At 60.7% G+C, this 26,761-nt stretch carries 28 protein-coding genes; 11 read left to right on the top strand and 17 right to left on the bottom strand.

Going from position 1 to position 26,761, the window contains the following annotated elements; translation table 11 throughout:
• Positions 1-125: 125 nt before the first annotated feature.
• The 4 genes from V8J63_RS04850 to xylA all read right to left on the bottom strand — a co-directional run bounded on the left by V8J63_RS04850 (position 126) and on the right by xylA (position 5,442).
• A complete protein-coding gene (locus V8J63_RS04850) occupies positions 126-1,262 on the bottom strand; it encodes a sugar ABC transporter permease (protein ID WP_016774325.1) in 1,137 nt (378 codons plus the stop codon).
• Positions 1,263-2,819 carry a D-xylose ABC transporter ATP-binding protein gene (gene xylG / locus V8J63_RS04845; protein ID WP_336463678.1) on the bottom strand — a complete coding sequence of 519 codons (1,557 nt, stop codon included), beginning with the start codon at positions 2,817-2,819 and terminating at the stop codon, positions 1,263-1,265. It lies immediately after the preceding gene.
• Between the two features lie 157 nt (positions 2,820-2,976).
• The gene (xylF, locus tag V8J63_RS04840; RefSeq protein ID WP_016774327.1) at positions 2,977-3,978 is read right to left on the bottom strand and encodes a D-xylose ABC transporter substrate-binding protein; all 1,002 of its coding nucleotides are present in this window, start codon (positions 3,976-3,978) and stop codon (positions 2,977-2,979) included.
• A 147-nt stretch (positions 3,979-4,125) separates the two neighbouring features.
• A complete protein-coding gene (gene xylA, locus V8J63_RS04835) occupies positions 4,126-5,442 on the bottom strand; it encodes a xylose isomerase (protein WP_130927617.1) in 1,317 nt (438 codons plus the stop codon).
• Positions 5,443-5,617: 175 nt separating this feature from the next.
• Here xylA and V8J63_RS04830 point away from each other — a divergent pair, with 175 nt between their 5' ends.
• Complete coding sequence (locus tag V8J63_RS04830) at positions 5,618-6,793, top strand: XylR family transcriptional regulator (protein WP_016774329.1); 1,176 nt, start codon at positions 5,618-5,620, stop codon at positions 6,791-6,793.
• 12 nt (positions 6,794-6,805) lie between these two features.
• Here the strand turns inward: V8J63_RS04830 and V8J63_RS04825 are convergent, their stop codons facing one another.
• Positions 6,806-7,972 (bottom strand): MFS transporter, encoded by a 1,167-nt coding sequence (locus tag V8J63_RS04825; protein ID WP_041480537.1) that lies wholly within the window; start codon positions 7,970-7,972, stop codon positions 6,806-6,808.
• A gap of 95 nt (positions 7,973-8,067) precedes the next feature.
• Between V8J63_RS04825 and V8J63_RS04820 the strand changes: the two genes are divergently transcribed.
• Positions 8,068-8,961 carry a LysR family transcriptional regulator gene (locus V8J63_RS04820; protein WP_336463677.1) on the top strand — a complete coding sequence of 298 codons (894 nt, stop codon included), beginning with the start codon at positions 8,068-8,070 and terminating at the stop codon, positions 8,959-8,961.
• 48 nt (positions 8,962-9,009) lie between these two features.
• On the opposite strand, the gene V8J63_RS04815 is transcribed toward V8J63_RS04820, so the two are convergent.
• Positions 9,010-9,786 (bottom strand): SDR family oxidoreductase, encoded by a 777-nt coding sequence (locus tag V8J63_RS04815; RefSeq protein WP_258606091.1) that lies wholly within the window; start codon positions 9,784-9,786, stop codon positions 9,010-9,012.
• 208 nt (positions 9,787-9,994) lie between these two features.
• Between V8J63_RS04815 and V8J63_RS04810 the strand changes: the two genes are divergently transcribed.
• A complete protein-coding gene (locus tag V8J63_RS04810; protein ID WP_336463676.1) occupies positions 9,995-10,903 on the top strand; it encodes a LysR family transcriptional regulator in 909 nt (302 codons plus the stop codon).
• Between the two features lie 13 nt (positions 10,904-10,916).
• Here the strand turns inward: V8J63_RS04810 and V8J63_RS04805 are convergent, their stop codons facing one another.
• On the bottom strand, positions 10,917-12,356 hold the full coding sequence (locus tag V8J63_RS04805) for an HD domain-containing phosphohydrolase (RefSeq protein WP_336463675.1): 1,440 nt from the start codon (positions 12,354-12,356) through the stop codon (positions 10,917-10,919).
• An 88-nt stretch (positions 12,357-12,444) separates the two neighbouring features.
• On the opposite strand from V8J63_RS04805, the gene V8J63_RS04800 reads away from it, so the two are divergent.
• Both V8J63_RS04800 and V8J63_RS04795 read left to right on the top strand, forming a co-directional pair.
• Positions 12,445-13,218, top strand: a complete 774-nt coding sequence (locus V8J63_RS04800; RefSeq protein ID WP_130927612.1) for an alpha/beta fold hydrolase — start codon at positions 12,445-12,447, stop codon at positions 13,216-13,218.
• 26 nt (positions 13,219-13,244) lie between these two features.
• The gene (locus V8J63_RS04795; protein ID WP_336463674.1) at positions 13,245-14,789 is read left to right on the top strand and encodes a GMC family oxidoreductase; all 1,545 of its coding nucleotides are present in this window, start codon (positions 13,245-13,247) and stop codon (positions 14,787-14,789) included.
• A 35-nt stretch (positions 14,790-14,824) separates the two neighbouring features.
• Here V8J63_RS04795 and V8J63_RS04790 read toward each other — a convergent pair whose 3' ends face one another.
• Positions 14,825-15,766, bottom strand: coding sequence for an aromatic alcohol reductase (locus V8J63_RS04790; protein WP_197890401.1), 942 nt, complete (start codon positions 15,764-15,766; stop codon positions 14,825-14,827).
• A gap of 93 nt (positions 15,767-15,859) precedes the next feature.
• On the opposite strand from V8J63_RS04790, the gene V8J63_RS04785 reads away from it, so the two are divergent.
• On the top strand, positions 15,860-16,318 hold the full coding sequence (locus tag V8J63_RS04785) for a winged helix-turn-helix transcriptional regulator (protein WP_016774338.1): 459 nt from the start codon (positions 15,860-15,862) through the stop codon (positions 16,316-16,318).
• Between the two features lie 11 nt (positions 16,319-16,329).
• Here the strand turns inward: V8J63_RS04785 and V8J63_RS04780 are convergent, their stop codons facing one another.
• Positions 16,330-16,743 (bottom strand): PaaI family thioesterase, encoded by a 414-nt coding sequence (locus V8J63_RS04780; protein WP_130927610.1) that lies wholly within the window; start codon positions 16,741-16,743, stop codon positions 16,330-16,332.
• A 132-nt stretch (positions 16,744-16,875) separates the two neighbouring features.
• Here V8J63_RS04780 and V8J63_RS04775 point away from each other — a divergent pair, with 132 nt between their 5' ends.
• Complete coding sequence (locus V8J63_RS04775) at positions 16,876-17,331, top strand: GNAT family N-acetyltransferase (protein WP_024012608.1); 456 nt, start codon at positions 16,876-16,878, stop codon at positions 17,329-17,331.
• Between the two features lie 7 nt (positions 17,332-17,338).
• Here the strand turns inward: V8J63_RS04775 and V8J63_RS04770 are convergent, their stop codons facing one another.
• From V8J63_RS04770 to V8J63_RS04755, 4 genes are all read right to left on the bottom strand, one after another.
• On the bottom strand, positions 17,339-17,968 hold the full coding sequence (locus tag V8J63_RS04770; protein WP_038861559.1) for a DUF3885 domain-containing protein: 630 nt from the start codon (positions 17,966-17,968) through the stop codon (positions 17,339-17,341).
• A gap of 48 nt (positions 17,969-18,016) precedes the next feature.
• Positions 18,017-18,958 (bottom strand): AraC family transcriptional regulator, encoded by a 942-nt coding sequence (locus tag V8J63_RS04765; RefSeq protein ID WP_024012610.1) that lies wholly within the window; start codon positions 18,956-18,958, stop codon positions 18,017-18,019.
• Between the two features lie 284 nt (positions 18,959-19,242).
• Positions 19,243-20,067, bottom strand: a complete 825-nt coding sequence (locus tag V8J63_RS04760; protein ID WP_197890403.1) for an oxidoreductase — start codon at positions 20,065-20,067, stop codon at positions 19,243-19,245.
• A 186-nt stretch (positions 20,068-20,253) separates the two neighbouring features.
• Positions 20,254-20,586, bottom strand: coding sequence for a hypothetical protein (locus tag V8J63_RS04755; protein WP_122610114.1), 333 nt, complete (start codon positions 20,584-20,586; stop codon positions 20,254-20,256).
• A gap of 209 nt (positions 20,587-20,795) precedes the next feature.
• On the opposite strand from V8J63_RS04755, the gene V8J63_RS04750 reads away from it, so the two are divergent.
• On the top strand, positions 20,796-21,182 hold the full coding sequence (locus V8J63_RS04750; protein WP_016774345.1) for a MerR family transcriptional regulator: 387 nt from the start codon (positions 20,796-20,798) through the stop codon (positions 21,180-21,182).
• A 70-nt stretch (positions 21,183-21,252) separates the two neighbouring features.
• Positions 21,253-21,645 carry a carboxymuconolactone decarboxylase family protein gene (locus tag V8J63_RS04745; RefSeq protein WP_016774346.1) on the top strand — a complete coding sequence of 131 codons (393 nt, stop codon included), beginning with the start codon at positions 21,253-21,255 and terminating at the stop codon, positions 21,643-21,645.
• 37 nt (positions 21,646-21,682) lie between these two features.
• Here the strand turns inward: V8J63_RS04745 and V8J63_RS04740 are convergent, their stop codons facing one another.
• Complete coding sequence (locus V8J63_RS04740; RefSeq protein WP_336463673.1) at positions 21,683-22,597, bottom strand: LysR family transcriptional regulator; 915 nt, start codon at positions 22,595-22,597, stop codon at positions 21,683-21,685.
• Positions 22,598-22,754: 157 nt separating this feature from the next.
• Here V8J63_RS04740 and V8J63_RS04735 point away from each other — a divergent pair, with 157 nt between their 5' ends.
• Positions 22,755-23,765 carry a zinc-dependent alcohol dehydrogenase family protein gene (locus tag V8J63_RS04735; protein ID WP_130927603.1) on the top strand — a complete coding sequence of 337 codons (1,011 nt, stop codon included), beginning with the start codon at positions 22,755-22,757 and terminating at the stop codon, positions 23,763-23,765.
• A gap of 49 nt (positions 23,766-23,814) precedes the next feature.
• On the opposite strand, the gene V8J63_RS04730 is transcribed toward V8J63_RS04735, so the two are convergent.
• On the bottom strand, positions 23,815-24,510 hold the full coding sequence (locus tag V8J63_RS04730; protein ID WP_336463672.1) for a glutathione S-transferase: 696 nt from the start codon (positions 24,508-24,510) through the stop codon (positions 23,815-23,817).
• A gap of 141 nt (positions 24,511-24,651) precedes the next feature.
• Here V8J63_RS04730 and V8J63_RS04725 point away from each other — a divergent pair, with 141 nt between their 5' ends.
• Positions 24,652-25,227 carry a TetR/AcrR family transcriptional regulator gene (locus tag V8J63_RS04725; RefSeq protein WP_336463671.1) on the top strand — a complete coding sequence of 192 codons (576 nt, stop codon included), beginning with the start codon at positions 24,652-24,654 and terminating at the stop codon, positions 25,225-25,227.
• On the opposite strand, the gene V8J63_RS04720 is transcribed toward V8J63_RS04725, so the two are convergent.
• The gene (locus V8J63_RS04720) at positions 25,185-26,168 is read right to left on the bottom strand and encodes an alpha/beta hydrolase (protein WP_336463670.1); all 984 of its coding nucleotides are present in this window, start codon (positions 26,166-26,168) and stop codon (positions 25,185-25,187) included. The two genes, V8J63_RS04725 and V8J63_RS04720, sit on opposite strands and share 43 nt — an antisense overlap.
• Entirely contained in the window at positions 26,165-26,608 is a 444-nt protein-coding gene (gene tspO, locus V8J63_RS04715; protein ID WP_041480509.1) for a tryptophan-rich sensory protein TspO, read from the bottom strand. Before tspO ends, V8J63_RS04720 begins: the two co-directional genes overlap by 4 nt.
• Between the last annotated feature and the right edge of the window lie 153 nt (positions 26,609-26,761).

Genomic DNA, 26,761 nt, shown 5'->3' with positions numbered 1-26,761 from the left:
AGCGGACCAAGCGTTCAAAGCAATGTTTTGTGGTATCTGGTATTCCATAATATTGTGTTACGTAGCGTAGCAGCGGCTTGCGTTCTTGCTCCCTTTTGAAGCAGATAGCTCCAGGCTCGCGGCGATCAACGCCGCGCCGTGCGCGTACTCACATCCACCCAGACCGCCAACACCAGAATGCTGCCCTTGACGATCATCTGCCAGTAACTGTCGACGTCGAGCATCGACATGCCGTTGTCCAGGCTGGTGATCACCAGTGCACCGAGGAGGGCGCCGTAGACGGTGCCGGAGCCGCCGCGCATGGAGGTGCCGCCGATGAAGCAGGCGGCGATGGCATCGAGTTCGCCCATGCTGCCGGCGGACGGTGAGCCGGCGGCGAGGCGTGCGGTGTTGACCACGCCGGCGAGGGCGCACATCACGCCCATGATGCCGAAAATCCACAGCTTGACCGCCTGCACATTGATGCCTGACAGGCGCGTGGCTTCCATGTTGCTGCCGACCGAATAGACCCGGCGGCCGAACACGGTCTGGCTGGTGACGTAGCTGAACACGCCGAGCAGAATCAGCAACAGCAGCACCGGCACGGGAATGCCGTCATAGCTATTGAGGGTCTGAACAAAACCGGCCAGCACCGCGCCGATCACCAGCACGCGCACAACATCACGCACCAGCGAATGCGCCGCCAGGCCATGCAGGGCGCGATTGCGTCGTTGTTTCCAGGTCAGGAACACCGTCAGCACAAACAGCAGCACACCCAGGCCGGTGCCTATCGCGTGGGGCAGATAACCCTGGCCGACGTAGACCAGCTCCGGCGATACCGGGGCGATGGTGGTGCCGCCGGTGATCCCCAGCAAAATCCCGCGAAATGCGAGCATGCCGCCCAGGCCGACGATAAAGGACGGTATGCGCAAGTACGCCGCCATGTAGCCGTTGGCGAGGCCGATCATCAGGCCGCACAGGGCGACCAGACTCAGATTCGCCAGCAACGGAATGTGATAGACCACGTCGAGTATCGCCGCGAGGCCTCCGAGCAGGCCGAGCAATGAGCCCACCGACAAATCGATCTCGCCGCTGATAATCACCAGCACCATGCCGCAGGCGAGAATTCCGGTGATCGACATCTGCCGCAGCAGGTTGGAAAGGTTGCGCGGGGTGAGGAAGCCGCCCTCGGTCTGCCAGCTGAAGAACAGCCAGATCAGCACCACGGCGAATACCAGCGCGAGCATCTTGTAGCGGGTGAACAGTTGTTTGACCTGATTCATTTACGCGGTTTTCCGATCATTATTGTTATGGCTGCCGGGCTGGCTGAGGGCGGCGGCGAGTACCTGTTCCTGGGTCAGTTCATGGTTGACGAAGTCGCCACGCAACTGGCCTTCGCCGATCACCAGCACGCGGTCGGACACGCCGAGCACTTCGGCCAGTTCCGATGAAACCATGATGATCGACACGCCTTCGGCGGCCAGCGCGCCCATCAACTTGTAGATCTCGTACTTGGCGCCGACATCCACGCCTCGGGTCGGCTCGTCGAGAATCAGTACGCGCGGTTTGGCCAGCAGCATTTTCGCCAGCACGGCTTTCTGCTGGTTACCGCCTGACAGGCTGGTGATCGGCAGGGATGGACTTGCGGTCTTCAGATGCAGACGGGAGATTTCCCGGTCGATGCAGCCCAGCTCGGCTTCGGCATCGATGCGGGTCATTTTCGAATAACTCTCGAGCACGGCGAGGGTGATGTTCTGGCCGACGCCGAGGTCAGGAATGATGCCCTGCCGCTTGCGATCTTCAGGCACCAGGCACAGGCCGGCGCGAATCGCTTTCAGCGGCGTGCGCGTGTCGATTGGCTCGCCGTCCAGCCAGACTTCGCCCTCGTGGCGGCCGGGGTAAGCGCCGAACAGAGCGGTGACCAGCTCGGTGCGGCCGGCCCCGACCAGCCCGGCAATGCCGAGAATCTCGCCGCGCTTGAGGCTGAAGGAAATGTCGTCGACCCGTTTGCGCTTGGGGTTGTCGACGTCGTAGCAAGTGATGTGGCGCGCCTCGAAAATCACCTCGCCAATCTCATGCGGCTCGCTGGGGTAGAGGTTGCTCATTCCGCGCCCGACCATCTGCGTGATGATCTGTGGAATGTCCATGTCGGCCATGGCGGTGGTAGCGATGTGTTTGCCGTCGCGGATCACCGAAATGGTGTCGCACACGGCGGCGACTTCATCGAGCTTGTGCGAGATGTAGACGCAGGCGACGCCCTTGGCCTTGAGGTCGCGGATGATGTCCAGCAGCACTTCGATTTCCGAGCGGCTCAGGGCCGAGGAAGGTTCGTCGAGGATCAGCAGACGCGCCTGTTTATTCAGGGCCTTGGCGATTTCCACCAGTTGCTGATAGCCGCCGCCGTACTGCGAAACCGGCAGCGAAACGTTCATGTCCGGCACTTTCAATTCACGCATCAAGGCTTCGGCACGGTGGATCATCGCCGGGTAGTTCATGCGCCCGCCGGGCAGCGTCAGCTCATGGCCCATGAAGATGTTTTCCGCCACTGACAAGTCCGGCACCAGGGTCAGTTCCTGATGGATGATGACGATGCCGGCGGCCTCGGTTTCGCTGATCGATTGCGCCCGAAGCGGTTGCCCGTCCCAGAGGATTTCACCGTCCCAGGTGCCATGGGGATAGACCGCCGAAAGGATCTTCATCAGCGTCGACTTGCCGGCGCCATTCTCGCCGCACAGGCCCACGCATTCGCCGGGCCGGACCTTGATGTCGATGCCGTTCAGCGCTTTGACACCGCCGAAGGTTTTGACGATGCCGTTCATTTGCAGCAGATAGTCGGACATGGAAAAGGCTCGTATACCAGGGACTCAAACACCACTGAACCTGTGTGGGAGCGAGCCTGCTCGCGAAGGGGCCTTTTCAGCCAGAGCTTTACTGACTGACACTCCGCTTTCGCGAGCAGGCTCGCTCCCACAGGTCTGATCAAGATTTACGACCGGATCACTGCCCGGCAATCTGCGCCTTGGTGTAGAAGCCGTCCTGTTCGAGCAAGTCGATGTTGTCCTTGGTCAACGGCGTTGGCGTGAGCAGGATGGTGTCGACCTTTTTGCTGCCGTTGTCGTACTGCGAGGTGTAGGCCGGTTTTTCGTTGCGCGCCAGTTGCACCGAGAGCTTGGCCGCTTCGGACGCGATGAGTTTCAGTGGTTTGTACACGGTCATGGTTTGCGTGCCGGCGATCACGCGTTTGACGGCTGCGAGGTCGGCGTCCTGACCGGAAATCGGCACCTTGCCGGCCAGTTGCTGCGCGGCCAGTGCCTGGATGGCGCCGCCAGCGGTAGCGTCGTTGGAGGCGACGATGCCGTCGATTTTGTTGTTGTTACGGGTCAGGGCGTTTTCGACGATGCTCAGCGCTTCGGTCGGGTTCCATTCCTTGACCCACTGCTGGCCGACGATCTTGATATCGCCCTTGTCGATGGCCGGTTGCAGCACCTTCATCTGGCCTTCACGGAGGATCTTGGCGTTGTTGTCGGTGGGCGCGCCGCCCAGCAAGAAGTAATTGCCCTTGGGCGCCGCTTTCAGCACGCCGCCGGCCTGCATTTCGCCGACCTTTTCGTTATCGAAGGAGATATAGGCGTCGACATCGGCGTTGAGAATCAGCCGGTCGTAAGACACCACTTTGATCCCGGCTTTCTTCGCCTCGGCCACGGCGTTGGTCAGCACTGTCGCGTTGAATGGCACGATGACGATCACATCGACGCCGCGAGAGATGAGGTTTTCGATCTGCGAAATCTGCTTCTGCTCGTTGGCGTCCGCCGATTGCACGAAGACTTTGGCGTCCATTTTTTCTGCCGCCGCGACGAAGTAATCGCGATCGCGCGACCAGCGTTCCAGACGCAAATCGTCGATGGAGAAACCGATTTTCGGGTGGGTAGCGTCGGCCATTACCGGCAGGGCCAACAACGCCAGGGCACTGGCCAACAGCGTACGTTTCAAGTTCTTCATGGTGGTGCGTCCTTTTATTTTTGTTGGAAAGACACGGCCTGACGATGAATCGGGCTGGTAGAACTGTAGAGAATCTGCCGACGCAGCAGGCACAGAATTGTCGTGCAATTGTCACAGCGTCGTTGCGTCGGCAGAGGGTCTCGGCGATCAGCGATACAGGTAACGGTTGACGATGTTTTCGAGCATTTCCTGGCGGCCGCTGACGGCTTGCGGGTTCAGCTCGTTGCTGAACGCGTGCTCGGCCAGCGACTCGAGATTGAAGTCGCCCGCCATCACCGCTTGCCCGAACGGCTGACGCCAGCCGGCGTAGCGTTGATCCTTGAGGGTTTGCAGTTGATCGTTCTCGACCATCGCGGCGGCACGTTCCAGCGACAAGGCCAGAACGTCCATGGCGCCAACGTGACCGTGGAAAAGGTCGATCTCGTCGAGGCTCTGCCGGCGCACCTTGGAGTCGAAATTGAAACCGCCATTCTTGAAACCGCCGGCCTTGAGGATTTCATAGGTCGCCAGGGTCATTTCTTCGACGCTGTTGGGGAACTGGTCGGTGTCCCAGCCGTTCTGCGGATCGCCACGGTTGGCGTCGATGCTGCCGAAAATTCCCAGCGAGGCGGCGGTGGCGATTTCGTGATGAAAGCTGTGGCCGGCCAGGGTCGCGTGGTTCGCCTCGATGTTGACCTTGATTTCCTTCTCCAGGCCGTACTGCTGGAGGAAGCCGAACACCGTGGCGCTGTCGTAATCGTATTGGTGCTTGGTCGGCTCCTGCGGCTTGGGCTCGATCAGCAGGTCGCCGGTGAAACCGATCTTGTGCTTGTGCTCGACCACCATGCGCATGAAGCGCCCGAGTTGTTCGCGCTCACGTTTCAGGTCGGTATTGAGCAGGGTTTCGTAGCCTTCGCGACCGCCCCACAGCACGTAGTTGGAGCCCTTGAGGCGATGGGTGGCGTTCATCGCGCTGAACACTTGCGCGGCGGCGCAGGCGAACACTTCCGGATCGGGATTGCTCGCGGCACCGGCGGCGAAACGCGGATTGCTGAAGCAGTTGGCGGTGCCCCAGAGCAGCTTGATGCCGCTTTGTTCCTGATGCTGTTCGAGGCGGTCGATCATTTGCGCGAAGTGTTCGCGGTACTCCTTCAGCGAGTTGCCTTCGGGGGCGACGTCCGTGTCGTGAAAGCAGTAGTAATCGATGCCCAGTTTGCTGAAGAACTCGAATGCGGCTTGAGCCTTGCCGATAGCCAGTTCCATCGGTTCGCCACTGCGTTGCCACGGGCGTTTGAAGGTTCCGGCGCCGAACACATCAGAGCCCGGCCAGACGAAAGTGTGCCAGTAGCAGGCGGCCATGCGCAGGTGTTCGCGCATGGGTTTGCCGAGGATCAGTTTGTCGGCGTCGTAGTGACGGAATGCGAGGGGCGAATCACTGTTCGGGCCTTCGTAGCGAACCGGCTCGATATTGGGGAAATACTGCATGGACCTTGTCCTTGTTGTTCTTGGCGGTGTCTCGATACTAGCAACGGCCCCGTGCCCGCTGATTATGAAAAGCCTCAACTGCGAGTGCGATTTTGCGTATTGAGCTTCAGCGCGCGCAGGCCTAGTCTGTGTCCATCGTCGCCGCGACGAAGCGACCCGGAACAGCCTAAAAACAATGAAAAGCCTACCGCCCGTGCACCGCATCGCCCTGTTGTTCAACGGCAGCAAGATCTACGACCGTGGAATCATCAGCGGCATCGGCAACTACCTGAGCAGCACCCGCGCTTCCTGGGACCTGTTTCTGGAAGAGGACTTTCTCTGCCGCTTGAAAGGCATCGAGCGCTGGCAGGGTGACGGGATCATTGCCGATTTCGACGATCCGCTGATTGGCGAGGCGCTGGCCGACATTCATTTGCCGGTGGTAGCGGTGGGCGGTTCCTACGAGGATGCACGCGCTTATCCAAAAGCGATTCCCTACGTTGCCACTGACAACAACGCATTGATCACTCTGGCTTACTCGCATCTGGTCGAGGCGGGATTGCAGCGCTTTGCCTGTTTCAGCCTGCCCGAGGCGCAGGCCAATCGCTGGGCGCAGGAGCGGGAAAAAGCCTTTCGCAAACTGATGCAACGCGACGGCCTCCACGCCGAGATCTATCGCGGCATGGGCACCAGCGCGCCGCTGTGGGACAGCGCCGTCGAACAGCTGATCGCCTGGCTGCACAGCCTGCCGAAACCGATCGGCATCATCGCCGTCAGCGACGCCCGCGCCCGGCAGTTGCTGCAAGCCTGCCTGACCGCCGGCATTGCCGTGCCGGAGCAGGTCGCGCTGATCGGCATCGACAACGACCCGCTGACCCGCAGCCTGACTCGCGTACCGCTGAGTTCGGTGATTCAGGGCACCGAAACCATGGGCCGCACCGCCGCGCAATTGCTGCACCAGATGCTCCACGGCATGCCGTCCACCGGTACGCAGATTCTGATTCCGCCGGACGCGGTCAACGTGCAGGTGTCGAGCCTGCACCAACCACTGGGCAATCCCTACGTCATGCAAGCGCTGCTGTTCATCCGCCAATATGCCTGTCAGGGCATCAAGACCGCGCAAGTGGCGGCCTATGTCGGGGTGTCGCGCTCATCGCTGGAAGCGCATTTCCGCGCCGAGCGCGGTTGCAGCGTGCATGACGAGATTCTGCGTTTCAAACTGGCGGCGGCTACCAGCGGTTTGAAGAACACCGATGCTGCGATTGCCGACATTGCCCAGGCCTGCGGCTTCAAGTCTGCGCAGTATCTGCACACGGTGTTCCGTCGCGAGTTCGGCTGCACGCCCCGCGAGTATCAGCAGGGCGGGGCGTAGCGCTGCGAAGACTTACGCCAGCGCAGCGGCACTGGCTCTGGAGCGCCAGGCGAACGTCAGCACCATCAGCAACCCCAGACCAGCCATCGCCGCGCCGGCCAGGGAAATCGCCGGATAACCCAGCCCGGCATTGATCACCGCGCCACCCAGCGCCGCGCCGATCGCGTTGCCGAAATTGAACGCACCGATGTTCACCGCCGAAGCCAGATTCGGCGCGTCCTTGGCGGCTTCCATCACGCGCATCTGCAGCGGCGGCACCAGAGCGAAGCTGGCGATACCCCAGATCAGAATGGCCACGGCGGCCGGCAGCGGCCAGCGCATCAGCACCGTGAACGCCAACAACACCACAATCAATGCGCTCAGCGACACGATCAGGGTGCGGTCGATCGAACGGTCGGCAGCCTTGCCACCCCACATGTTGCCCAGCGTCAAACCGATTCCGAACAACACCAGCATGGCGGTGATGAACGCGGCGGAGGCGTGGGTCTCGCTGCTGAGGATCGGCGCGATGTAAGTGAACACGGTGAACATCGCACTCGAGCCGACCACGGTCAGGGCCAGCGCGGCCAGCACCGGACCTCGGCCTAGCACACGAATTTCCGCCAGCGCACCCGCGCCTTGCTCTGCTTTCAGATTGGGCAGGGCGAACCACAAGGCGATCATGGTCAGCACGCCGAGACCGGTAATGCCCCAGAACGCCGTGCGCCAGCCAAACAGTTCACCAAACCAGGCTGCCAGCGGCACACCGCCGATAGTCGCCAACGTCAGGCCCATGAACATCGCCGCCACGGCGCCGGCACGTTTTTCCGGCGCGACCACACTGGCGGCGACCACAGAACCGACCCCAAAGAATGCGCCGTGATTGAGCGAGGTGATCACCCGGGCGACCATCAGGCTGGAGTAATCGGTGGCCAGCGCCGACATCAGATTACCCAGGGTGAAAATCGCCATCAGCCCGATCAGCAGATAGCGCCGCGGGATCTTGCCAGTGGTCAGGGTCATCAGTGGTGCGCCGAGCAGCACGCCCAAGGCGTAGGCACTGACCAGCAACCCCGCAGCGGGAATGGAAACGCCAAGATCGGCAGCGATGCCGGGCAACATGCCCATCGGCGCAAACTCGGTGACGCCGATGCCAAAGGCGCCGACAGCGAGTGCAACAAGTGGTGGATTGATACGCATGGAAAGTCTCCTCATCTATGCCGCCAATGCTACGATCCATCGTTTTCCGGCGGTAGATGGCGATTTCGGTAATCACCTTTGCGTAAGAGGCACGAATGGACTTTAACGGCAGATCAGGGGAAATGAGCGTGTTCGTCACCGTGGCGCAGGAGGGCAGCCTTTCAGCAGCTGCGCGTGCGTTGGGGCTGACGCCTTCGGCGGTCAGTCGGATCATCGCCCGCGCCGAACAGCGACTCGGCACTCGTCTGTTGCTGCGCACGACCCGCGCGCTGACGTTTACCGTCGAGGGCGAGGCCTTCCTGCGCGGTGCCCGGCGAATTCTCGCCGACATGGACGAAGTGGAAGGGGCCATTACCGACCAAGGCGTACCCAAGGGCCGCTTGCGTGTCAGTGCCGCCCTTGGCCATGGACGGCTGACCATTGTGCCGCTGGTCGCAGCTTTCACCGCCCGTTACCCGAACATCGTCGTCGACCTCAGCCTCGGCGACGAAGTAGTCGACATCCTCGCCGGCCAGGCGGACGTCGCCATCCGCTTCGGCCATCTGCCCGACAGCCCTTTGACCGCACGCCGCCTCGGCCACACCGGCCAGGTCGTGGTCGCATCGTCCGATTACCTGAAACGCCACGGCACACCTCTCGAACCGGAAGACCTGCTCAAGCACAACTGCCTGCGCTTCAACTTCCGCCGCGCCGAAGCCAACTGGCCGTTCATCCGCGACGGCAAGGAGTTCTCACTGAAAGTCAGCGGCAACATCGAATGCAGCAGCGGCGAAGCACTGGCCCAGTTCGCCAGACTCGGCGCAGGCGTAGCGCGCATTGGCGAGTTCACCGTCAGGGAAGACTTGCAGCGCGGCACGCTGATCCCGCTGCTGCAGACGTTTAACCCGGGCGATGAGGAGCCGATTCATGCGGTGTTCGTGGGCGGCGCGGCGATGCCGGCGCGGGTGCGCTTGTTCGTGGATTTTTTGCTGGAGCAGCATCGGATGTAAGCGTGCCGGTCGGATTCAGCGAGTCGTCCTTGACCCGCAGACTGGCGGCTAGATTGTCGGGATGGTCCCGCCGTCGATCACAAATTCACTTCCTGTGATCGAAGCCGCTCGCGGCGACGCCATAAACCCGATCAGCTCAGCCACTTCAGCTGGCGTCGATGGGCGGCCGAGCGGAATACCGCCCAAGGCTTGCATGATGATGTCCTTGCCACCCTGATAGTCAGTGCCAGCCTCCTGCGCGAGTCGCTCGGCGAATGCGACCGATGCTTCGGTTTCGACCCAGCCCGGGGAAACCCGAACCACACGGACCCCTTTGGGCGACACCTCTTTCGACAGGCTCTTGCTGTAGGTCGACAGCGCAGCCTTGGCCGCCGCGTACGCTGTGGTGGATTCCGGCAGCGGCAATCGACTCTGGATGGAGGTGACATGGATCACCACGCCATCCCGACGCTCAAGCATGCCCGGGAGCAGGGCGCGATCGAGGCGCACCGCTGGCAGCAAATTCAGATTGAGCTCGCGTTGCCATAGCTCCTCGTCCAGCGCTGCAAAACCACCACCGGGGGCCGACGAGCCACCCAGAACATGGATCACTATGTCGACGCCGCCCAGTTGCTGTTGGACCGCTGCGATGAGTGCGTCACAACCTTCCCGGGTCGAAAGATCAGCCGCAACCAGCAGTGCGCCCGGCATTTCGACGTCCACTTGCCGAGCCGAAGTGATGACCTTTGCCTCCTCGGCGAGGAACCACTCGACCACTGCTTTGCCGATTCCCTTGGTGCCGCCAGTGACGAGGACCCGCTTGCCAGTCAATCCTGAATTCAGCATGGCGAAATCTCCAGCGCTCGGAATTGATGGGTCGCATCGTAGATTTCTTTCTCGTCGATGACCGTGGCATACGTCTGCACGACGGCGGGAAGTTGAAGGTTCATTGGCTGACTCCTGATTGATTAACTGGAGTCATCTTGCTGGGCCGCACATAGTTTGTTCAACTGGGACAAAACTTAATGACCTATCCCGGAAATCAGGACAATCCATGGTTCAGGATCGCTTGGCCCTCAATGAACTGGACGCCGTCATAGCCGTGGCGCGAAGGGGGTCGTTTCGCCAGGCCGCCATTGATCTCGACGTCTCCACCACCGCGCTGAGCAACACCATTGCGCAACTGGAAGCGCGCCTCGAATCGCGCCTGTTCAACCGCACCACCCGCAGCGTCGCCATCACCGAAGCGGGGAGAGTGTTTCTCGAACAGGTGGGGCCAGCCTTGCAGGATTTGCGTGCGGCACTTGACGCAGTGCGCTCGCAGAACGCCGGGCCCTCGGGCACGTTGCGCATCAACGCCTTCGCCAGTGCTGCGCGTTCAGCGTTGCTGCCACTGGTGATCGAGTTTTTGCAGCAGCATCCGAAAGTCCATATTGACCTTGTAACCGAAGGCCGGCTGGTGGATATCGTGGCTGACGGCTTCGATTTCGGCGTGCGCTCGGCAGGCCTGGTGCCCAACGACGTGATTGTGGTCCCCGTAGGGCCGCCGCAGCGGTACGCAGTGGTCGGTTCGCCAGCGTACTTTGAACAACAGGGCAAACCGCGCAAGCCGTCCGAGCTGCTCGGGCATCGATGTATCCGTGTGCGACTACCGAACGGGGCGATTTTCCCTTGGTATTTCGAGCGCGACGGCGAAGTCATTCGTCTGGATGTGAATGGTCCGCTTACGCTGGATGAATCGAGCGTGGTCAAGGTCGCGGTGCAGGCGGGCATGGGGCTGGGCTTTTTCATGGAGCAGGACGTTCGTGACGAAATCCGCACCGGCGAGTTCGTGCAGGTACTCGAGGACTGGACGCCGCCCCGAGACAGGTTGTGCCTGTACTACCCGAACCGCCGCAATCCCTCTGCGGCCGCCAGGGCATTCATCGAACTTGCTCGCGCCAGGCAGGCTGATCAGGCTTGACCCGGCGCAGGGCTCAGGCGATCAAGCCCAGTGTCAGCCCCTTCAGGGTGGCGGCTGCCCGGGTCGAACATTGCAATTTGCGAAAGATGCTTTCCATGTGCGTGCGTACCGTGCTCGGACTGATAGCCAACAGTTGCGCGACTTGTTTGTTGCTGGCGCCACGGCTGATCTCCAGAAGAATGCGGCACTCACGGGCTGTCAGCAGCGAAGGCTTGGGTTGCCGCAGGCGGCGCTCGCCACTGGCGGCAGCAATGACCGCTTCGCAGACATCGTTATCGAACAGGCCACGGCCAGCATCCTCTTTGAGTAGCTTGCCCGCTGCGGCTTCGTCGTGGGCTGATCGCCAGGGCCGGGCCTGCCTCAACGCCACCCAGGCGACCGAGGTGGCGAACAGCCGATGTTCGGCATTCAGTGCATCACCCGCCACGCCGCGAAAATAGCCGCTGCCATCGAGCCGTTCATACGCGTGGGTGGCTATCTCGGCGGGCGCGGCCAGTTCCATTACCGGCCTGAGCGCCTGTTGCGTCCAGTAAGGCACCAGGCGCACTCGCTCTGCCGCACCGTAGGGCAGCGGCCCTGGGCTATTCCATAGGTGATTGGAAACGGCTGCGCGGCCGAGGCCGTAAATCAGCGCGGACTTGCCAATGTCTGTCAGCGTCGGCTCACTCAGCCCCCACAGGCGTGCCGCTTCCATGGCAACATGCGCGACCTGACGCGAATGCCCGGCCAGCCATGGCAGCTTCAAGTCAATGACGTCTCCGACCAAAGTCAGCGAGACACGACGCTGCTCAGGCACGGGTTCAACTTTTGTGCAAAGCGTTTCCAGATCCGCCAGCCAGGTCTTGGCATTGGCCACCAGCAACGACACCAGCGATGCGGGATAGCGCCGATCCGACTGCTCGCTGATCCAGCGCAGCGCCGCGTCCAGGCCATGGGCGCGGGTGAGAATGTCCAGATCACCGGCCATGACCACCTGATAGGCGACTTCAGGGATTTGTTCATGGCTTACGCCCAGCGGTCGGCCAGTGCCGTCGTAGGTTTCGAACACCCGACACAGGCCCGCTTCGACGGCGGTTCCGAGCTGGAGGGTTTTGGCGATTGCACCGGACACTTCACAGTGCACCACGGCCAGCGGGGTTGCCTGATGCACCGCGTTCATCTGTTCATTGCCCAGGGTCAGATCGAGCATTGCGCGGCGACCATCGACGTCGTCGCCCAGCAGGTCGGCAAAGCCTTCGGCGTTGGCCGTGCACCCAGACCAGCGCAGCAAGGCAATCTGCTCTGCAACCTGCAGATGCTCACCGTCGCCGTGGCATGCCTGCGCGAGCATCCGCGCCAAAGCGGCAACGCGCCGGGAGTGACCGAGCGGTTGCCCCATGCTGAGGTCACCGACCTGGGCGATGGTTGCCAATGCGCCGTCCAGTGAGATGTCCAGTTGCAAGCCACTATCCATGAAAAATGCCCCGGGGTCGGATAATTGACCGATGCCCACAACGCAGGCCAGTCAGCAGAATCTGAACTCCCGAACAGGAGCTCATCCAATGAAAACAATCAAATCGAAATTCGCCACCGTCGCCTTTGCCCTGGCCAGTACCTTCATGGCTGGCGCCAGCCACGCGCAGGATACAACGCCTTCGGTGGTGATCGTACACGGCGCCTTCGCCGACGGTTCCGACTGGGCCAAAGTCGTGCCACTGCTGCAAGCCAAAGGCGTGGCCGTGACTGTTGTGCAAAACCCGCTCACCTCGCTGGCCGACGACGTTGCCGCCACGCGCCGCGCGCTGAACAACCAGCAGGGCAAGGTGGTGCTGGTCGGTCACTCGTGGGGCGGCACGGTGATCACCGAAGCCGGCAACGACCAGAAAGTCAGCGCGCTGGTGTATGTCGCCGCCTTCGCGCCAGAGGCCGGGCAAACCAGTGGCGAACAGGGCAAAGGTGCGCCGACGCCGCCGGGCATCAGTCAGATCAAGGCTGACGGTAACGGCTTCCTCTATCTGACCCCCGAAGGCATGGCCAAGGACTTCGCTCAGGATCTGCCGGCCGCGCAAACTGCCGTCATGACTGCCACGCAAGGACCGATCAAGGCCTCGGCTTTCGAAGATAAAACCACCGTTTCGTCCTGGAAAACCAAGCCGTCCTGGTACCTGCTCGCTACCGAAGACCGGATGATTCATCCCGACGTCCAGCGGTCTGCCGCCAAGCGCATCGGTGCGACCCTCGCCGAGGTGAAGTCCAGCCATGTCCCGCAGCAGTCGCAGCCGGCGCAAGTCGCGGCGGTGATTCTCCAGGCCGTGCACGGCGTTGCTGAACAGTGATCGCGGCATCGAAGGGGAGCGGGCGTATGAATCTTCGGAGCGATCACGACTATGACTTCATTGTCTGTGGTGCCGGCACGTCGGGCTGCGTGGTCGCTGCGCGGCTTGCCGATGAGTCAGGCGCACGAGTTCTGCTGATTGAGGCCGGCGAAGACTATTCGGGCCCCGAGGTGACAGAACCGGCGCAATGGCCGCTGAACCTCGGCTCCGCGCGCGACTGGGCATTCGCGGGCCAAGCCGATCCACGCTTGAACGGTCGACGGCTACCGTTGAGCATGGGCAAGGGGCTCGGCGGTGGTTCGAGCATCAACGTGATGGTCTGGTCGCGCGGCCATCGCGCCGATTGGGAGCATTTCGCTGCCGAATCTGGCGACCCGGCCTGGGGCTACGCATCGGTGCTCGATTACTACCGCAGGATCGAAAACTGGCAAGGCAGCCCGGACGCCACCCGGCGTGGTTCAGGTGGGCCGGTACATGTCGAGCAGCCGGCCACACCTCAACCCCTTGCGTTGGCAACGCTGGAGGCGGCCGGCGATCTGGGCATCCCACGATTCGACAGCCCCAATGGCGAGATGATGGAAGGGGCAGGAGGGATCGCTGTCACCGACTTGCGCATCAAACAGGGCAAGCGCGAGTCGGTTTACGACGCCTACATCCGGCCACGCTTGCACTGTCCGAACCTGACGGTGCTGACCGGGGCGTTGGTGACCCGCGTGTTGCTGGTCGGCACCCGGGCCGTCGGTGTCGAAGTGTTGATCGCCGGCGAGCGGCGGCGCTTTCATGCCGCAGCTGAAGTCATCCTGTCCATGGGCGCGGTGCAATCACCGAAAGTGCTCATGCAGTCGGGCATCGGCCCGGCGGATGAACTGCGAAAACACGGCATCGCACCGGTCGTTCATTTACCCGGTGTCGGCGAGAATTTGCAGGATCATCTGGCTTTCGGCTGCACGTGGGAATACCAACAACCCCAAGCGGTCGCTGGCAGCGGGTGCGAAACCACCTTGTACTGGAAAAGCGACAGTCGCCTGGAAGCCCCGGATCTGTTGCAGTGTCAGCTGGCATTCGCGGTACCGTCTCCGCCTGAGGTCGCCATCGAGCCGCCGGAGCATGGCTGGACCATGTTCGCCGGGCTGGCCAGACCAGCCAGTCGCGGACGCTTGCGGTTGTCGGGTGCAGGGCCAGTAGATGCGCCGATTATCGAGCCGAACTCGCTGAGTGAACCCGGGGACATGGCAGCGGCATATGCGTCGATCGAACTGTGCCGGGCACTCGGCAACAGCCAGGCCTTCAATGGGCTGATCAAGCGCGAAGTGGTGCCCGGGCCGAGAGAACACCGCGCTATGGAACAGTTCATCCGCAACTCGGCGATGACCTACTGGCACCTGTCGTGTACGGCAAAAATGGGCCGCGATGCGCTGTCGGTGGTTGACCACCAATTACGCGTGTACGGGATCGACGGGCTGCGCGTTGCAGATGCTTCGATCATGCCGCGCATCACCGTTGGCAACACGATGGCGCCGTGTGTCGTTATTGGTGAGCGGGCAGCGGAGCTGGTGCTTGCGGGAGTATAAAGCGCCCACAACGCCCCGCTGCGCAAAATCTGCTTTCACTCGTTCGCAAGATTTTCCCGCGCCCACTGCTCGGCCGTCGTGACCTGTATCGCCCGCTGCTCATTGAACGTGCCCGCTTTCGGCCACGCCACACCTCGACCTTGGGCAAACACCGCGCGGTATTTTTTGATGTGGTGAGTGGGGTCTTTTTCCAGTTCCTGCATCAGGTGCGGCACTGTCCAGACGTTACGCTTGAAGGGCCGTCCGAGCACGCGTTCGAGAAGGCCCGCGACCTGATCATAGGTCAGCGTGTCGCCCGACAGATACACGATCTCGTTGCGAAAAGGCGGTTCGAAGAAAACGATTTCTGCAGTCAGTTTGCCGATGTCGTCCGGGGTCGTCAGCGTCACGCTGGTGTCCAGGCTGCCCAGGGCGTTAACGGTGTCGTTGTCGAAATCAACGACTTCAAACACCGGCTCGAAGAGGAAACTGGTAAACATGCCGGTCGAGATGATCACCCATTCGGTTTTGTCCTGCGCGCGCAGCAGTTCGCGCACGTCGAGCTGAGCATCGAACAGATCCTGCGGACTGCCCCGGCCGATCACTTCGAAGTCCACGCCAAACTGCCAGGGAAAGTAGCGTTTGATGCCCGACTTGAGCGCAGCGGTCGCCAGCTTCATCGGCGTCTCACGACCAGCGACCATGCCGGCGCAGCCGATGACGGTATCGAAAGATGCGAAGACTTCGGCCAGTTGGTCGATCGAATCGTTGACCAGATCTGCCGCTACCATCTGCACGCCGAGACTGCGCAGTTCATCGATTTCGGCTTTCTTTGCCGGCAACTGACTGTCGATCGTCGAGGCCCTGAGCAGGACGCTGATCGTGCTGCCGGGCGAGCGCTTTGCCACTCGCGCAAGGTTGCGCAAAACCGGCAGGCCGAGTTCGCCTGCGCCCAGGACAAGAATGGATTGCGGGGAAGGGTGGCTCAATTCGGTCATGATGTCTCCTGAGATCTGCATGTAAGATCGGCAAATGCTGGCACGATCGGGCAGCACTCAGAAGAAGGCACACGCGTGATACCAAGTGAAGAAATGACTGATCAGCAAGCGCTCAGTGAGGCAGAAGCAATCTGCCAGACGCTCAGACGAGACGATGATGGCGTGCGCCGCGAAGTGCTCGCGCACGCCGGCAGTCGCTGGTCTTTGGGCATCCTGCATGCCTTGGGGGTGTACGGCACGATGCGTCACGCTGAGATCAAACGGCAGATGACCGGCGTGACTCAGCGCATGTTGACCAAAACCCTGCGTGCGCTGGAACGCGACGGCCTGCTGACCCGGCGCGAGCTCGACCAGGTGCCGCCGCACGTCGAGTACGAGCTGACGCCATTGGGCATGGGCTTGCTGGTGCGGATGTCGCCGATCTGGACTTGGGTGGTGGAAAACGTCGAGGGTTTCCGCCAAGCGCGACGCACGTTCGATAGCCAGGTCGGCAAGAAACCCTCATGGCAAATTCCTGTTCCAGCGCGGGATGATTCTGAAGCGTCAGACTGAGGTTTCGCGCTTCAGCTCAGCGGCACCGCGAACACGGCACTGGCGCGCGCGACCGTTCGCTCACCTACGTGCAGACTGACGCCAGCAAACGCCAGTTGGCGGCCCTTTTTGGAGTGTTCAAGACGCACTTCGAGCCACTCGTTGATTTGCACCGCCCCGAGATAATCCAGGGTCATGCTCGCCGTAATCAACGGCTGCGGCGGATCGCTGGAAAAGGCCATGGCGTAGCCCATCCCGACATCGGCCAAAGTCGCCAATACACCACCATGCAAAGTGCCGCGACCATTGGCGTGGCGGGAGTCGGTCAGCAAGCCCAGTTCCAATTGCAGGCCGTGGCCTCTGGCGTAGATCGGGCCGAGCAGATCCAGCAACGGACTGCTGCGGGTGAATGGTGTGAAACCTTCGGGAATGGCCGTGGTGTGCATGATCCCATCCTGATGCAGGTGGCTGACCTGTTTGATTGGGCGGGGAAACACAGAAGGGGGCAAGCACTATGCGGATGGGGAATTTGCTGCGATAAGTGCTGTACACGGAGCGGACAAGCAAGGAGCTACTGGGTGGATATTCAAATTCACATCGCGAGAGATGCGGATGCATCGGCTATCAGTGAAACGATCATCAAGACGCTCCGTGAGAGCAATGCTCGGGACTATCCTCCCGAAATCATCGATCGAGTGATTGAAAGTTTTTCGCCCTCGAAGATCCTTCGTTTTTTGACTGAGCGTCAGGTGCTGGTCGCTACGCTCGACAGTCAAATCGTCGCAACGGCAAGTCTCGATCGAGACGTTGTTCGAAGCGTTTTTGTCGACCCGGACTTTCAAGGAATGGGTGTCGGAAGACAGCTGATGAAGAGCATTCAATCACTCGCCATGGACACAGGTTTCAATCTGCTGCGCGTTCCTTCCTCAGTCACCGCAGAAGGCTTCTATGCTTCGCTCGGCTTCAAGAAAATCAGAGATGAGTTTCATCAGACGGAGCGCACGATCATCATGGCGAAGAAGTTGAAACGATAGCGTTCACCTAACGTTTCAGCCTGCCGAATGTGGCTTCCATCGCTGCGCGGTCATGGTCGAGCAACCAGGCATGATGTCGTTGATAAAGCTGCAAAAGTAGTTCGGTGTTGGCTCCAACCACGTCCATGCCTCGGTCGTCATAGGGAAAGACCATGACTCGCTTGGGCAGATTGAACAGGTAGACAGCACAGTTCGCACGCGGTTGGATAGCACCGAAGTCCTTGGCCAATGCGCACCAGAGTAATGCTTGAATGCTCGCCACAGACGCTTCGAAGGCGACGTTGACCCAATATTCCGGCTCTTCCTCACTGAACCATTCCTCGTTATCTATTTCTTCGCTCCAGATGCACAGCGCTGATGGAGTATCGATGCCAGCAGATTTAAGGGCGCGAAGAGTACTGCGATGGGCGAATCGATTGCGACCGGAATGAATGCGCAGGCATGCGACAAACGATTCGTCCCCTTGGAAAACGTCGCCGCAGATGGTTATGGATTTGCGCATAGCGGTCAGGAATTGCTCGATCATTCCGCCCGTTTCGGAGAGTTCGAAACGCAATCCTCCGGGCCAGGAATAGAAAAGCGGGCGGGCGAATGCCTGGGGTCCAAATGCGTTTTCGATCTCAGCTCTCAGATTCACTTTCTTCCCTTCAATGTGGATTTCTGTTTGTTCAAGACGCGGGTGAAGTCAGTGCGACGACACAAACGGCGAAGCAGTCGTCGGTGCCGGCAGCGCATAGGCCTGTTTCATCCACGCAACTTCCGCTAGCGGTGTGCGGCCGAAGAGGCGTTTGAAGTCGCGGCTGAATTGCGAGGCGCTTTCGTAGCCGACCAGAAATGCAGTTTTTGCCGCGGTCAGGTCGTTACGCAGCATCAGCAATCGCGCCTGGTGCAGCCGCGTCGACTTCAGATACTGCATCGGCGAGGAGTCGGTGACCTTGCGAAAGTGCAGATGAAAATTCGGCACGCTCATCTGCGCTTCCTCGGCCAGGGTTTCTACGTCGAGATGCTGGTGATAACAGCTGTGGATCTTGTGGATGGCGCGGGTCACTTTGCCGAACTGACCTTGCTGGGCGATGGCGGCACGCAGGGTGCCGCCTTGTTCGCCGGTGAGGATGCGGTAGTAGAGCTCGCGCAGCATCGCCGGACCGAGGATTTGCGCGTCGGCATCGTCGCTCATCACTTCAAGAAAACGCAGGGTTGACCGGCGTAGCGGTTCGTCGAGCGGCGAGGCGTACATGCCCATCGGGTGCGCTGTGGTGAAATCCCACCGCTCGTCCACTTGCTGGATCAGCTCGCCAGCCAAAGCGAAATCCAGGCGCACGTACACCGCGAGCATTGGCTCGGCTTCGCTGGCGTCGGTTTCCATGGTGAAGGGTACCGGCACCGACACCACCAGATAATGCTGAGCGTCGTAGACGTAGATTTCATCGCCGAGATAACCGCGTTTACGCCCCTGACAAAGGATGACGATGCCCGGCTCGTACAACACCGGCGTGCGGGTCAGCGGTCGATTGGAACGCAGGAAACGCACATCGTCCAGCGGGCTCAGGTTGTAACCTTCCAGCGGGGCGAGCTGGCTCATTAGCTGGACCATGCGCGTTGTGAGCGGGTCTTTCGGTTTCGGCATGGGCTGTGGGTTTCCTTGTGAAAAGGCGGGTTTGAACCTGTCTGGCTGATTGGCGGGGTGTCAGACAGAGCCCTCACCCTAGCCCTCTCCCAGAGGGAGAGGGGACTGACCGTGGTGTTTGATCGGGATCTGCCGACCTGAAATATCGCGCCGAATGCTGACCGCGCTGTTCTAGAGTAATAAGCCCTGCGGAAATCTTCGAGGCAGGCTCAGGAGTTGAATCCACCCGCGATCGGCTCCCTCTCCCTCCGGGAGAGGGCTGGGGTGAGGGTGCTTTTGATCCTTCAGCCATCCGTCGAGCGGCTAAGCGCTGCCCATTGCTCAATACTCTCCGCCGTGCGCTGCAATTTGTCACGCACCAGCGCCAGCGCATCACTGCCCAATAGCAGGTGAGCCGGCGGGTTTGGACTGTCGATGATCGTCAGCATGACCCGTGCAGCTTTCTGCGGATCGCCCAACTGATGGCCGCTTTTCTCCTTCCGGGCCTTGCGCACCGGATCGAAGCTTGCGTCGTAATCACTGATACTACGAGGCGTGCGCTGCATCGAGCGGCCTGCCCAGTCGGTGCGAAACGATCCCGGCGCCACAGCGGTGACAAAAATATTGAAGGGCGCAAGCTCCTTGCTCAAGGTGTCAGAAATCCCCTCCAGAGCGAACTTGCTGCCGCAGTAGTACGCGATCCCGGGCATGGTGATATGGCCGCCCATCGAAGTGATATTGAGGATATGCCCCGCGCGGCGCCGGCGGAAATACGGGACGAAAGCCTTGGTCACCGCCACCGCGCCGAACACGTTGACGTCGAACTGGCGGCGCAGTTCCTCCAGCGATGACTCTTCGAAAATCCCCTCATGGCCATAACCGGCGTTGTTGACCAGCACGTCCACCGGGCCGTGACGATCCTCCACTGCCGCAACCACCCCATTGATGGCATCGAAATCGGTAACCTCCAGCAGCACCCCATGCGCGCGCTCGGGCGACAGCGCTTCGAAGGCTGCCAGAGCGAATTCACTGCGCACAGTGCCGATAATCCTGTGACCTTGAGCGAGCGCTTCCTTGGCCAGCGCCTGGCCGAAGCCGCTGCTGACACCGGTGATGAAAAGAGTCTTCATGGATTTGTACTCCAGGAGGCAATTGGAGAGGCCATGCTAGGGCGGATAACGCTGGCGGACGATGCCGAATCGGATCGAAGTATTGCCTGTTCCTATCAATAGGGTTTCCCGGATGTTGCCTCAAAAAGCGGAAAAGTCCTGAAGGTTTCAAACCTGCAGGACTTTTCCTGTCTCGGCAACACGCACTTATGCTGCGCGACGACCCGGTGTACGGTCCGAGCCATCAGCGGCGAGCGCCTCACCCAGTGGGGTGCGGTCTGAGCCGTCGGCAGCGATGGCCTGGCCTTGTGGGGTCTTGTCATAACCGTCTTCAACCAAGCCTTGTTCCTCGAGGCGGTTGCGGCCGTTTTCAGCCAGAGCCTGGCCCTGCGGCGTACGTTCCGAGCCATCGGCAGCAACAGTCTGCTGTGGTTCGTTGACCTGGGTGAAGAAACGATCTTCCTGATTACTCGGTACGGCGAATGCGCTGGCGCTGAGGGCGAAGGTGGCGACGGCGATCAGTTGGCTTACAGTTTTCATGGCGGTGACTCCGGTCAAATTTCGATTGAGGTCCGGGTCGTTCAGATCAGTCTCTGGTTAACCCGTTGCAGTGGTGTGTTCTGCATGGGTTCAGATTAGGGGGCAGGGCGGTGTCGGCGTTAGGCGGATACTGTTGGCGATTTGCCTGATTCTGCACGATGGAAAATAGCCATTGACTTAGAGCGCACTCAAACCTTTACGGTGATGACATGAATCCAGAACTGACAATTTCAAAGTTGGCCAAACGCCTTGATCTGAGCGCTCACACGATCCGCTATTACGAGCGCATCGGGCTGTTCGATCCGGTTGGGCGCGGTGGCAATGGCCACCGGGTGTACGCCGAGAAGGATGTGCTGTGGGCCGAATTTCTGCTCCGGCTGAAGGCGACCGGAATGCCGATCCAGCAAATGCTGCGGTATGCCGAATTGCGTCGATCAGGCGACTCGACCCTGGCAGAACGCCGCGAACTTCTCGAGCAGCATCGCCGGGACGTGCAAGCGCAGATCAGCCAGTTGAGCCAGTCCCTGGAGGTTCTGGATAACAAGATTCAGATCTATCACCAACTCGAGCAAAAGGAGCATCACCATGATCCGTAAACTTCCCGGTTTCAATCGTTTGCTGTCCGCCACATTGATCGGCGCCAGCGTGACCAGTGTCGCAGCGCCCGTGGAGATGACTGATCGTCGAGCGCGCGGAGAAGCCGCTCTGACGCAGATTACTGGCGGACCTGGTCAGGCAGTGGTTGATTCATTGAAGGATACTGCTCCAGAGCTTGCGGACTGGATTCTGAGTTTTGCCTACGGCGATGTCTTCGCCCGCCCCGGGCTCGATCACTGCACTCGTGAGCTGGCAACCGTTGCGGCATTGACCGCACTGGGCAACGCCCAGCCACAACTGAAAGTGCATATCGGCGGCGCCCTGAACGTCGGGTGCACACCGGAGGCGGTGGTCGATGTGATCTTGCAAATGACCGTATACGCAGGATTTCCCAGCGCCTTGAACGGTATAACGGCTGCGCGTGAAGTCTTTGCTGCTCGCGGGATCAGCGTCAAATCCTAGGTGCGCACGCTGCAGAAACTGCGCGATAAAGCCAGATTCAACCTTCTACCCACCCCGCATACAACTGCACAAACCGCACCTGCAGCCATTCGATAAACACCTGAACCTGCGCCGGCAAATGCGTGCGGCTCGGGTACAGCAGCGATACCGGCCGAGGCAGCGGGCGCAGCGGTTGCAGAATTTCCACCAGAGCACCGCTAGCCAAATGCTCGGCGACCGCGATGCCCGGCGCCTGGATAATGCCGAAGCCCGACACGCCACACTGCACGTAAGCGTTCGACTCGGTGACGGTAATGCCTTTGCGGCTGACGTAGCTTTTCTGTTTGCCCTCAACTGAAAACTGCCAGGGCAAGGTGCGGTTGTTCTGGCCCGAGAGAAAGTTCACACCTTGATGGTTCGCCAGATCTCCAAGCGTTTCCGGCGTGCCGTGCTCGCGCAGGTATTCGGGCGCGGCGCAGGTGACCATGGTCGCCAAGGCGATAGGGCGGGCGATCAGGGTTGAGTCGGGCAGCTCGCCGATGCGCAGCGCACAGTCGATGCCTTCGCCGACCAGATCAACCGCACGATCGGTGACGCCCAGCACCATATCGATGCCGGGGTAGGTGGCGGTGAATTCGCGCAGGCTCTTGATGAATTCCAGTTGCGCGAACGCAGTGGGGATATCGATGCGCAGGCGGCCGGACAGCGTGGCTCCGGTGCGATCGAACATCGTGGTGGCGGCGGTGATCTCGGCGAGGATTTCCTGTACCCGCTGATAGAAAAGTTCACCCTCGGCGGTGAGTGCGACTTTCCTCGTAGTGCGCTGGAACAGGCGCACGCCCAGCGATGTTTCCAGTTCCTGAATATAGCGAGTGACCTGCGGCCGGCCGATATCCAGCGACTCGGCGGCTTTGGTGAAACTGCCCAGCTCCGCCAGCCGGGCGAACAGGCGCATCGATTGCAGTAATTCCATGACTTTTCCGCTGAGCTTCAGTATCTGGATTTGTTGCCTGAGAATAGAACAATCCTGTCTGTTTCCAAGCATTTATTGCGCTGGTGTACAAGCCAATCATGGCCCCAAGGCAAACCTGCTGAGGGTTTGCGGCCAATAACGCATTTGGAGACTCACCATGAAAGCATGGTTACTGAAAGATTTCGGGCTCGACAATCTGCAACTCGGGGAGACGGAAACGCCGCAACCCAAGCCCGGCGAGCTGCTGGTCAAGGTCGGCGCGGTGTCGCTGAATTTTCGCGACAAGGCGATCGTTGACGGCATCTATGAGCCGCACATGGTGCCAAAACCGTTGATTCCGGTCAGCGATGCCGTCGGCACGGTGGTTGCGATCGGCGACGGCGTGACACGCTTCAAGGTCGGCGACCGGGTCAATTCGCATCTGTACTCGCGCTGGCTTGACGGCGAGCCGGGGCCGAACGAGCCAGATTATTGCTTCGGTTCGCCGCTGCCCGGTGGCCTCGCCGAGTACATGATCATTCACGAGGACAGCGCCGTCGGCGCGCCGGCCAACATGAGCGATGAAGAGGCGGCGACGCTGCCAATCGCCGCACTCACCGCGTGGTATGCGCTGGTGGATTTCGGCGCTATTCAACCGGGCCAGACTGTGTTGGTGCAGGGCACCGGCGGCGTATCGATTTTCGCCGTGCAGATCGCCACCGCGCTGGGCGCCAAAGTCATCGCTACCTCAAGCAGCGATGAAAACCTGCACGCGGTAAAACGTCTGGGCGCGGTCGCCGGTATCAACTACCGCAGCACGCCGAACTGGGCGGACGAGGTGCTGAAACTCACCGAGGGCAAGGGTGTGGATCTGCTCCTTGATGTGGCGGGAGGCAATGGCATCAATCAGTCGGTAGCAGCGACCAAGGCCTCGGGGCGGATAGCGCAGATCGGCTTTCTGACAGGGCAGACTGTCGAGCTGAACCTGATGCCGCTGATCTTCCGCCAGACCACCATTCGCGGCATCGCGGTGGCACCGCGTTCATCGTTCGACCGGATGAATGTGTTCCTCGCCGAGCACGACATTCGGCCGGTGATCGACCATGTGTATCCCTTCGAACAGGCGCGCGAGGCCTATGAGCATCTGGCGAAGGGGGCGTTTGGCAAGGTTGTGATCAAGGTGAGCTGACAACGAAAAAGGCGCCGATCAAGGCGCCTTTTTTTGCTGGTCTGGTTTTTTACGGTTCGCCGCGCTCTACCATCGCGCGCCAATGCTGCACACTCGGACGTTGCTGCATGCGCGCGTGCCATTCGCGCAGTGCCGTGCAGTCTTCCGGGACTTCCAGCTCAACCAGCGCCGAGAAGATCATCCCGCCCAACACGGCGATGTCCGCCATGGAAAAACTGGTGCCGGCCACGAACGGCTGATCACGCAGCAAGTCGTCGAAATAGCGCATGCCGCGCACAGCTTTGTCCCGCATGCGCATGCCCCATTCGGCGTTCTGGTACAGCTCCACTTCCGGGCCAAGTCCCGGGGTTGCATGGTGGAAATACACGCTGACGGCATCGAGAAATTCAATCTCGGCACGCTTGGTCAGCATGTGGATCCGTCCTTGCTCAACCGGTGTGCGGCCGGTGAGGACAGGGTTGCCATCGAGAACGTCCAGGTATTGCGTGATGGCCGTGCATTCGGCGAGCAGCGTGCCGTCTTCCAGTTCCAGCACTGGCAGCGTTCCGGAGTAGTTCAAGCGCAAGAACTCGGGGTTCTTGTGTTCGCCTTTCCACAGATTTACCGAGACGAATTCGGTGCGGGCCAATAGCGATTTTTCCGCCAGGGCGATGCGCACGCGGGCCGGGTAGGGGCCGTTGTACCAGTCGTAGATTTTCAATGCGGAAATGGAGTGAGCGTCGTTTTGAGTCGAGTTAGCGGTCATTTCAGTTGCCCTGCCTGTCAGTTGGTAGGCAAAGACTGCGACCAGAATTTATTCCTGTCAATTCCCTACCTGCCAATTGGCAGGTAAATCTTTCGCGGGTACACTCCGCCCCATTGACCGATAGTCAGCGAGGACACAGACATGAGCGTGAACGCACGCGAAGCGATTCTGGACGCCGCCAAAACAGCGGCGCAGACCCACGGCTACAACGGCATCAACTTCCGTAGCATCGGTGCAGTGGTGGGTATCAAGAACGCCAGCATCTACTACCACTTTCCCAGCAAGGCCGACCTCGGCGCGGCAGTCGCCGAGCGTTACTGGCAAGACGCGGCCAAGGCGCTGGACAGCATTCGCGAGGCCAATCCCGAGCCGCAACAATCCCTGAAGCTGTACCCGTCGATATTCCGCACTTCGCTGGAGAACGGTAATCGGCTGTGCCTCGTCAGCTTCATGGCTGCCGAATACCAGGATCTGCCAGACCCGGTGAAGGACCAGGTGAAGAAATTCGCAGAGGTCAACATCGAGTGGCTGACCCAGGCGTTGATCGCTGCAGGAGCTGCCGACGAAGACAGCTGCAAGGCGCGGGCGCGGGCGATTTACGCGGCGGTGGCCGGCGCGCAGTTGATTGCGCGCAGCCGAGGGGATATTGCGTTGTTTGATGAGTTGATCGGCAGCTACGAAAGCGCCGGGCTGATTTCGGCGGATTTCTCTGAGTAGCTTGCCACTCGTGCCGAAATCCACTTGCGGCTGTAAGCGAGCACATGGTCAGCAGTGGCGGTCGGGAAGTGGATGAAGCCATGCGGACATTCCGGCAGCACGTACATCTCCACCGGCGCCGCGTGTTGCCAGCGCTCGGCGATGAGCCGGGTGTCATCCAGCAGCGGATCGAGGTCGCCGGCAAACAGCAACGCTGGCGGCAGCCCGCTGAAATCGCCGTACAGCGGCGACAGCGGTGGCTGGCGTCGTTGTTCGTCGCTGATGTCCGGCGTGAGCAGGCGCAACGCTTCGACCATGCCGGGGCCGTCGAGCACCAGAGTATCGGCGGATGCGGTGCGCACGCTGGGCGTGCCGGTCAGGTCGTAGACGCCGTAATACAGCAGCGCGCCGCAGATCCGTTGCAGCAGTTGCGGCGAAGACTTGAGCGCGAGCAGGGTGGCCGCCGCCAAATGCCCGCCGGCCGATTCACCGACGACAACCACGGGCAGTCCGGCAAATTCGCCATCGTTCAAGATGCCGCGAGTGGCGCGCAGACAGTCGTCCAGCAAGCCCTCGATTGGCGTCGACACGGCCAGCCGATAATCAACCGACACCACCGCCACGTCGCAGGCGTTGACGATGGCGATGTTGAAGTTGTCGTTCATCTGCGCATTGCCGATCACCCAGCCGCCACCATGGAAATCCAGCACCATGCCTCTGGTTTTGCCCTTGGGTCGAATGATGCGTACCGGCACCGTGTCGATGATCTTCCGTTCGGCGCTCAGCCCATGCTGGCGCAGCTTGCCGTCGCCGCCGAGCTGACCCGCCCGCAGCAACGCCTGAATCAGCCGTGGGGTGAGGCGATTGCGGATCTTGAAACGCGGCAGCCAGGCGAGCTTTTTGTTGAACGCGCGAACCTGCGCCAGTTCGCGCTCGCCTTGCGGCCATGGGAAGTCGCTCACAGGCGATTCTTCATCAGGATCGAGCAGTTCAGCGCCGCCGCGACGCATAGCCACGCCAGATACGGGAACAGAATCAGCCCGGTGACCACGTCCAGTTGCAGGGCGAGCACGACCATCACCGCGACCACCACCCACAGCACCGCCAGAATCACCAGCGCCGCCAGCACCTGATGCGCGCCGAAGAACACCGGTGTCCACAGCGTGTTCAGGGCGATTTGCGCGGCCCACAAGGCCAGCACCGTTTGGCTGCCGGGGATCAGGCTCAAGCGATAACCGGCCCAGGCCAGCAGCAGGTAGATGATCGTCCACGCTACGGGAAAGGCCCAGTTGGGCGGGGTGAAAGAGGGTTTGGTCAGCGATTCGTACCACGGACCAGGTTTGAACATCACGCCAGTGGTTGCCGCCGCCGCACAGGCGAGAAGGAAGATGAAAAAGGTCATTGCCAGTCCTTAGCTGTGATCAGCTGTCATGGAGAGTTAAGAAGAGGACGCTTCGCTGCGCAAAAAGTTTGTTTGCAAACGCAAAATGGCAGTCAGGTTGAACTAAAAGCTGACCGTCGCGTCAGGATAAACACTGCCTTTTCCCACCGACGC

This window comes from Pseudomonas sp. CCNWLW23, from assembly GCF_037095675.1.
GTDB classification, from domain to species: domain Bacteria; phylum Pseudomonadota; class Gammaproteobacteria; order Pseudomonadales; family Pseudomonadaceae; genus Aquipseudomonas; species Aquipseudomonas atacamensis.
Note: the sequence above shows the minus strand (reverse complement) of the source record. Positions and strands in the feature narration are given on the sequence as shown.

What these genes read in the sequence shown, in the direction of transcription:
- V8J63_RS04850 (WP_016774325.1), bottom strand. Translation starts at nt 1,262, where the DNA reads ATGAATCAGGTCAAACAACTGTTCACCCGCTACAAGATGCTCGCGCTG.
- xylG (WP_336463678.1), bottom strand. Translation starts at nt 2,819, where the DNA reads ATGTCCGACTATCTGCTGCAAATGAACGGCATCGTCAAAACCTTCGGC.
- xylF (WP_016774327.1), bottom strand. Translation starts at nt 3,978, where the DNA reads ATGAAGAACTTGAAACGTACGCTGTTGGCCAGTGCCCTGGCGTTGTTG.
- xylA (WP_130927617.1), bottom strand. Translation starts at nt 5,442, where the DNA reads ATGCAGTATTTCCCCAATATCGAGCCGGTTCGCTACGAAGGCCCGAAC.
- V8J63_RS04830 (WP_016774329.1), top strand. Translation starts at nt 5,618, where the DNA reads ATGAAAAGCCTACCGCCCGTGCACCGCATCGCCCTGTTGTTCAACGGC.
- V8J63_RS04825 (WP_041480537.1), bottom strand. Translation starts at nt 7,972, where the DNA reads ATGCGTATCAATCCACCACTTGTTGCACTCGCTGTCGGCGCCTTTGGC.
- V8J63_RS04820 (WP_336463677.1), top strand. Translation starts at nt 8,068, where the DNA reads ATGGACTTTAACGGCAGATCAGGGGAAATGAGCGTGTTCGTCACCGTG.
- V8J63_RS04815 (WP_258606091.1), bottom strand. Translation starts at nt 9,786, where the DNA reads ATGCTGAATTCAGGATTGACTGGCAAGCGGGTCCTCGTCACTGGCGGC.
- V8J63_RS04810 (WP_336463676.1), top strand. Translation starts at nt 9,995, where the DNA reads ATGGTTCAGGATCGCTTGGCCCTCAATGAACTGGACGCCGTCATAGCC.
- V8J63_RS04805 (WP_336463675.1), bottom strand. Translation starts at nt 12,356, where the DNA reads ATGGATAGTGGCTTGCAACTGGACATCTCACTGGACGGCGCATTGGCA.
- V8J63_RS04800 (WP_130927612.1), top strand. Translation starts at nt 12,445, where the DNA reads ATGAAAACAATCAAATCGAAATTCGCCACCGTCGCCTTTGCCCTGGCC.
- V8J63_RS04795 (WP_336463674.1), top strand. Translation starts at nt 13,245, where the DNA reads ATGAATCTTCGGAGCGATCACGACTATGACTTCATTGTCTGTGGTGCC.
- V8J63_RS04790 (WP_197890401.1), bottom strand. Translation starts at nt 15,766, where the DNA reads ATGACCGAATTGAGCCACCCTTCCCCGCAATCCATTCTTGTCCTGGGC.
- V8J63_RS04785 (WP_016774338.1), top strand. Translation starts at nt 15,860, where the DNA reads ATGACTGATCAGCAAGCGCTCAGTGAGGCAGAAGCAATCTGCCAGACG.
- V8J63_RS04780 (WP_130927610.1), bottom strand. Translation starts at nt 16,743, where the DNA reads ATGCACACCACGGCCATTCCCGAAGGTTTCACACCATTCACCCGCAGC.
- V8J63_RS04765 (WP_024012610.1), bottom strand. Translation starts at nt 18,958, where the DNA reads ATGCCGAAACCGAAAGACCCGCTCACAACGCGCATGGTCCAGCTAATG.
- V8J63_RS04760 (WP_197890403.1), bottom strand. Translation starts at nt 20,067, where the DNA reads ATGAAGACTCTTTTCATCACCGGTGTCAGCAGCGGCTTCGGCCAGGCG.
- V8J63_RS04755 (WP_122610114.1), bottom strand. Translation starts at nt 20,586, where the DNA reads ATGAAAACTGTAAGCCAACTGATCGCCGTCGCCACCTTCGCCCTCAGC.
- V8J63_RS04750 (WP_016774345.1), top strand. Translation starts at nt 20,796, where the DNA reads ATGAATCCAGAACTGACAATTTCAAAGTTGGCCAAACGCCTTGATCTG.
- V8J63_RS04740 (WP_336463673.1), bottom strand. Translation starts at nt 22,597, where the DNA reads ATGGAATTACTGCAATCGATGCGCCTGTTCGCCCGGCTGGCGGAGCTG.
- V8J63_RS04735 (WP_130927603.1), top strand. Translation starts at nt 22,755, where the DNA reads ATGAAAGCATGGTTACTGAAAGATTTCGGGCTCGACAATCTGCAACTC.
- V8J63_RS04730 (WP_336463672.1), bottom strand. Translation starts at nt 24,510, where the DNA reads ATGACCGCTAACTCGACTCAAAACGACGCTCACTCCATTTCCGCATTG.
- V8J63_RS04725 (WP_336463671.1), top strand. Translation starts at nt 24,652, where the DNA reads ATGAGCGTGAACGCACGCGAAGCGATTCTGGACGCCGCCAAAACAGCG.
- tspO (WP_041480509.1), bottom strand. Translation starts at nt 26,608, where the DNA reads ATGACCTTTTTCATCTTCCTTCTCGCCTGTGCGGCGGCGGCAACCACT.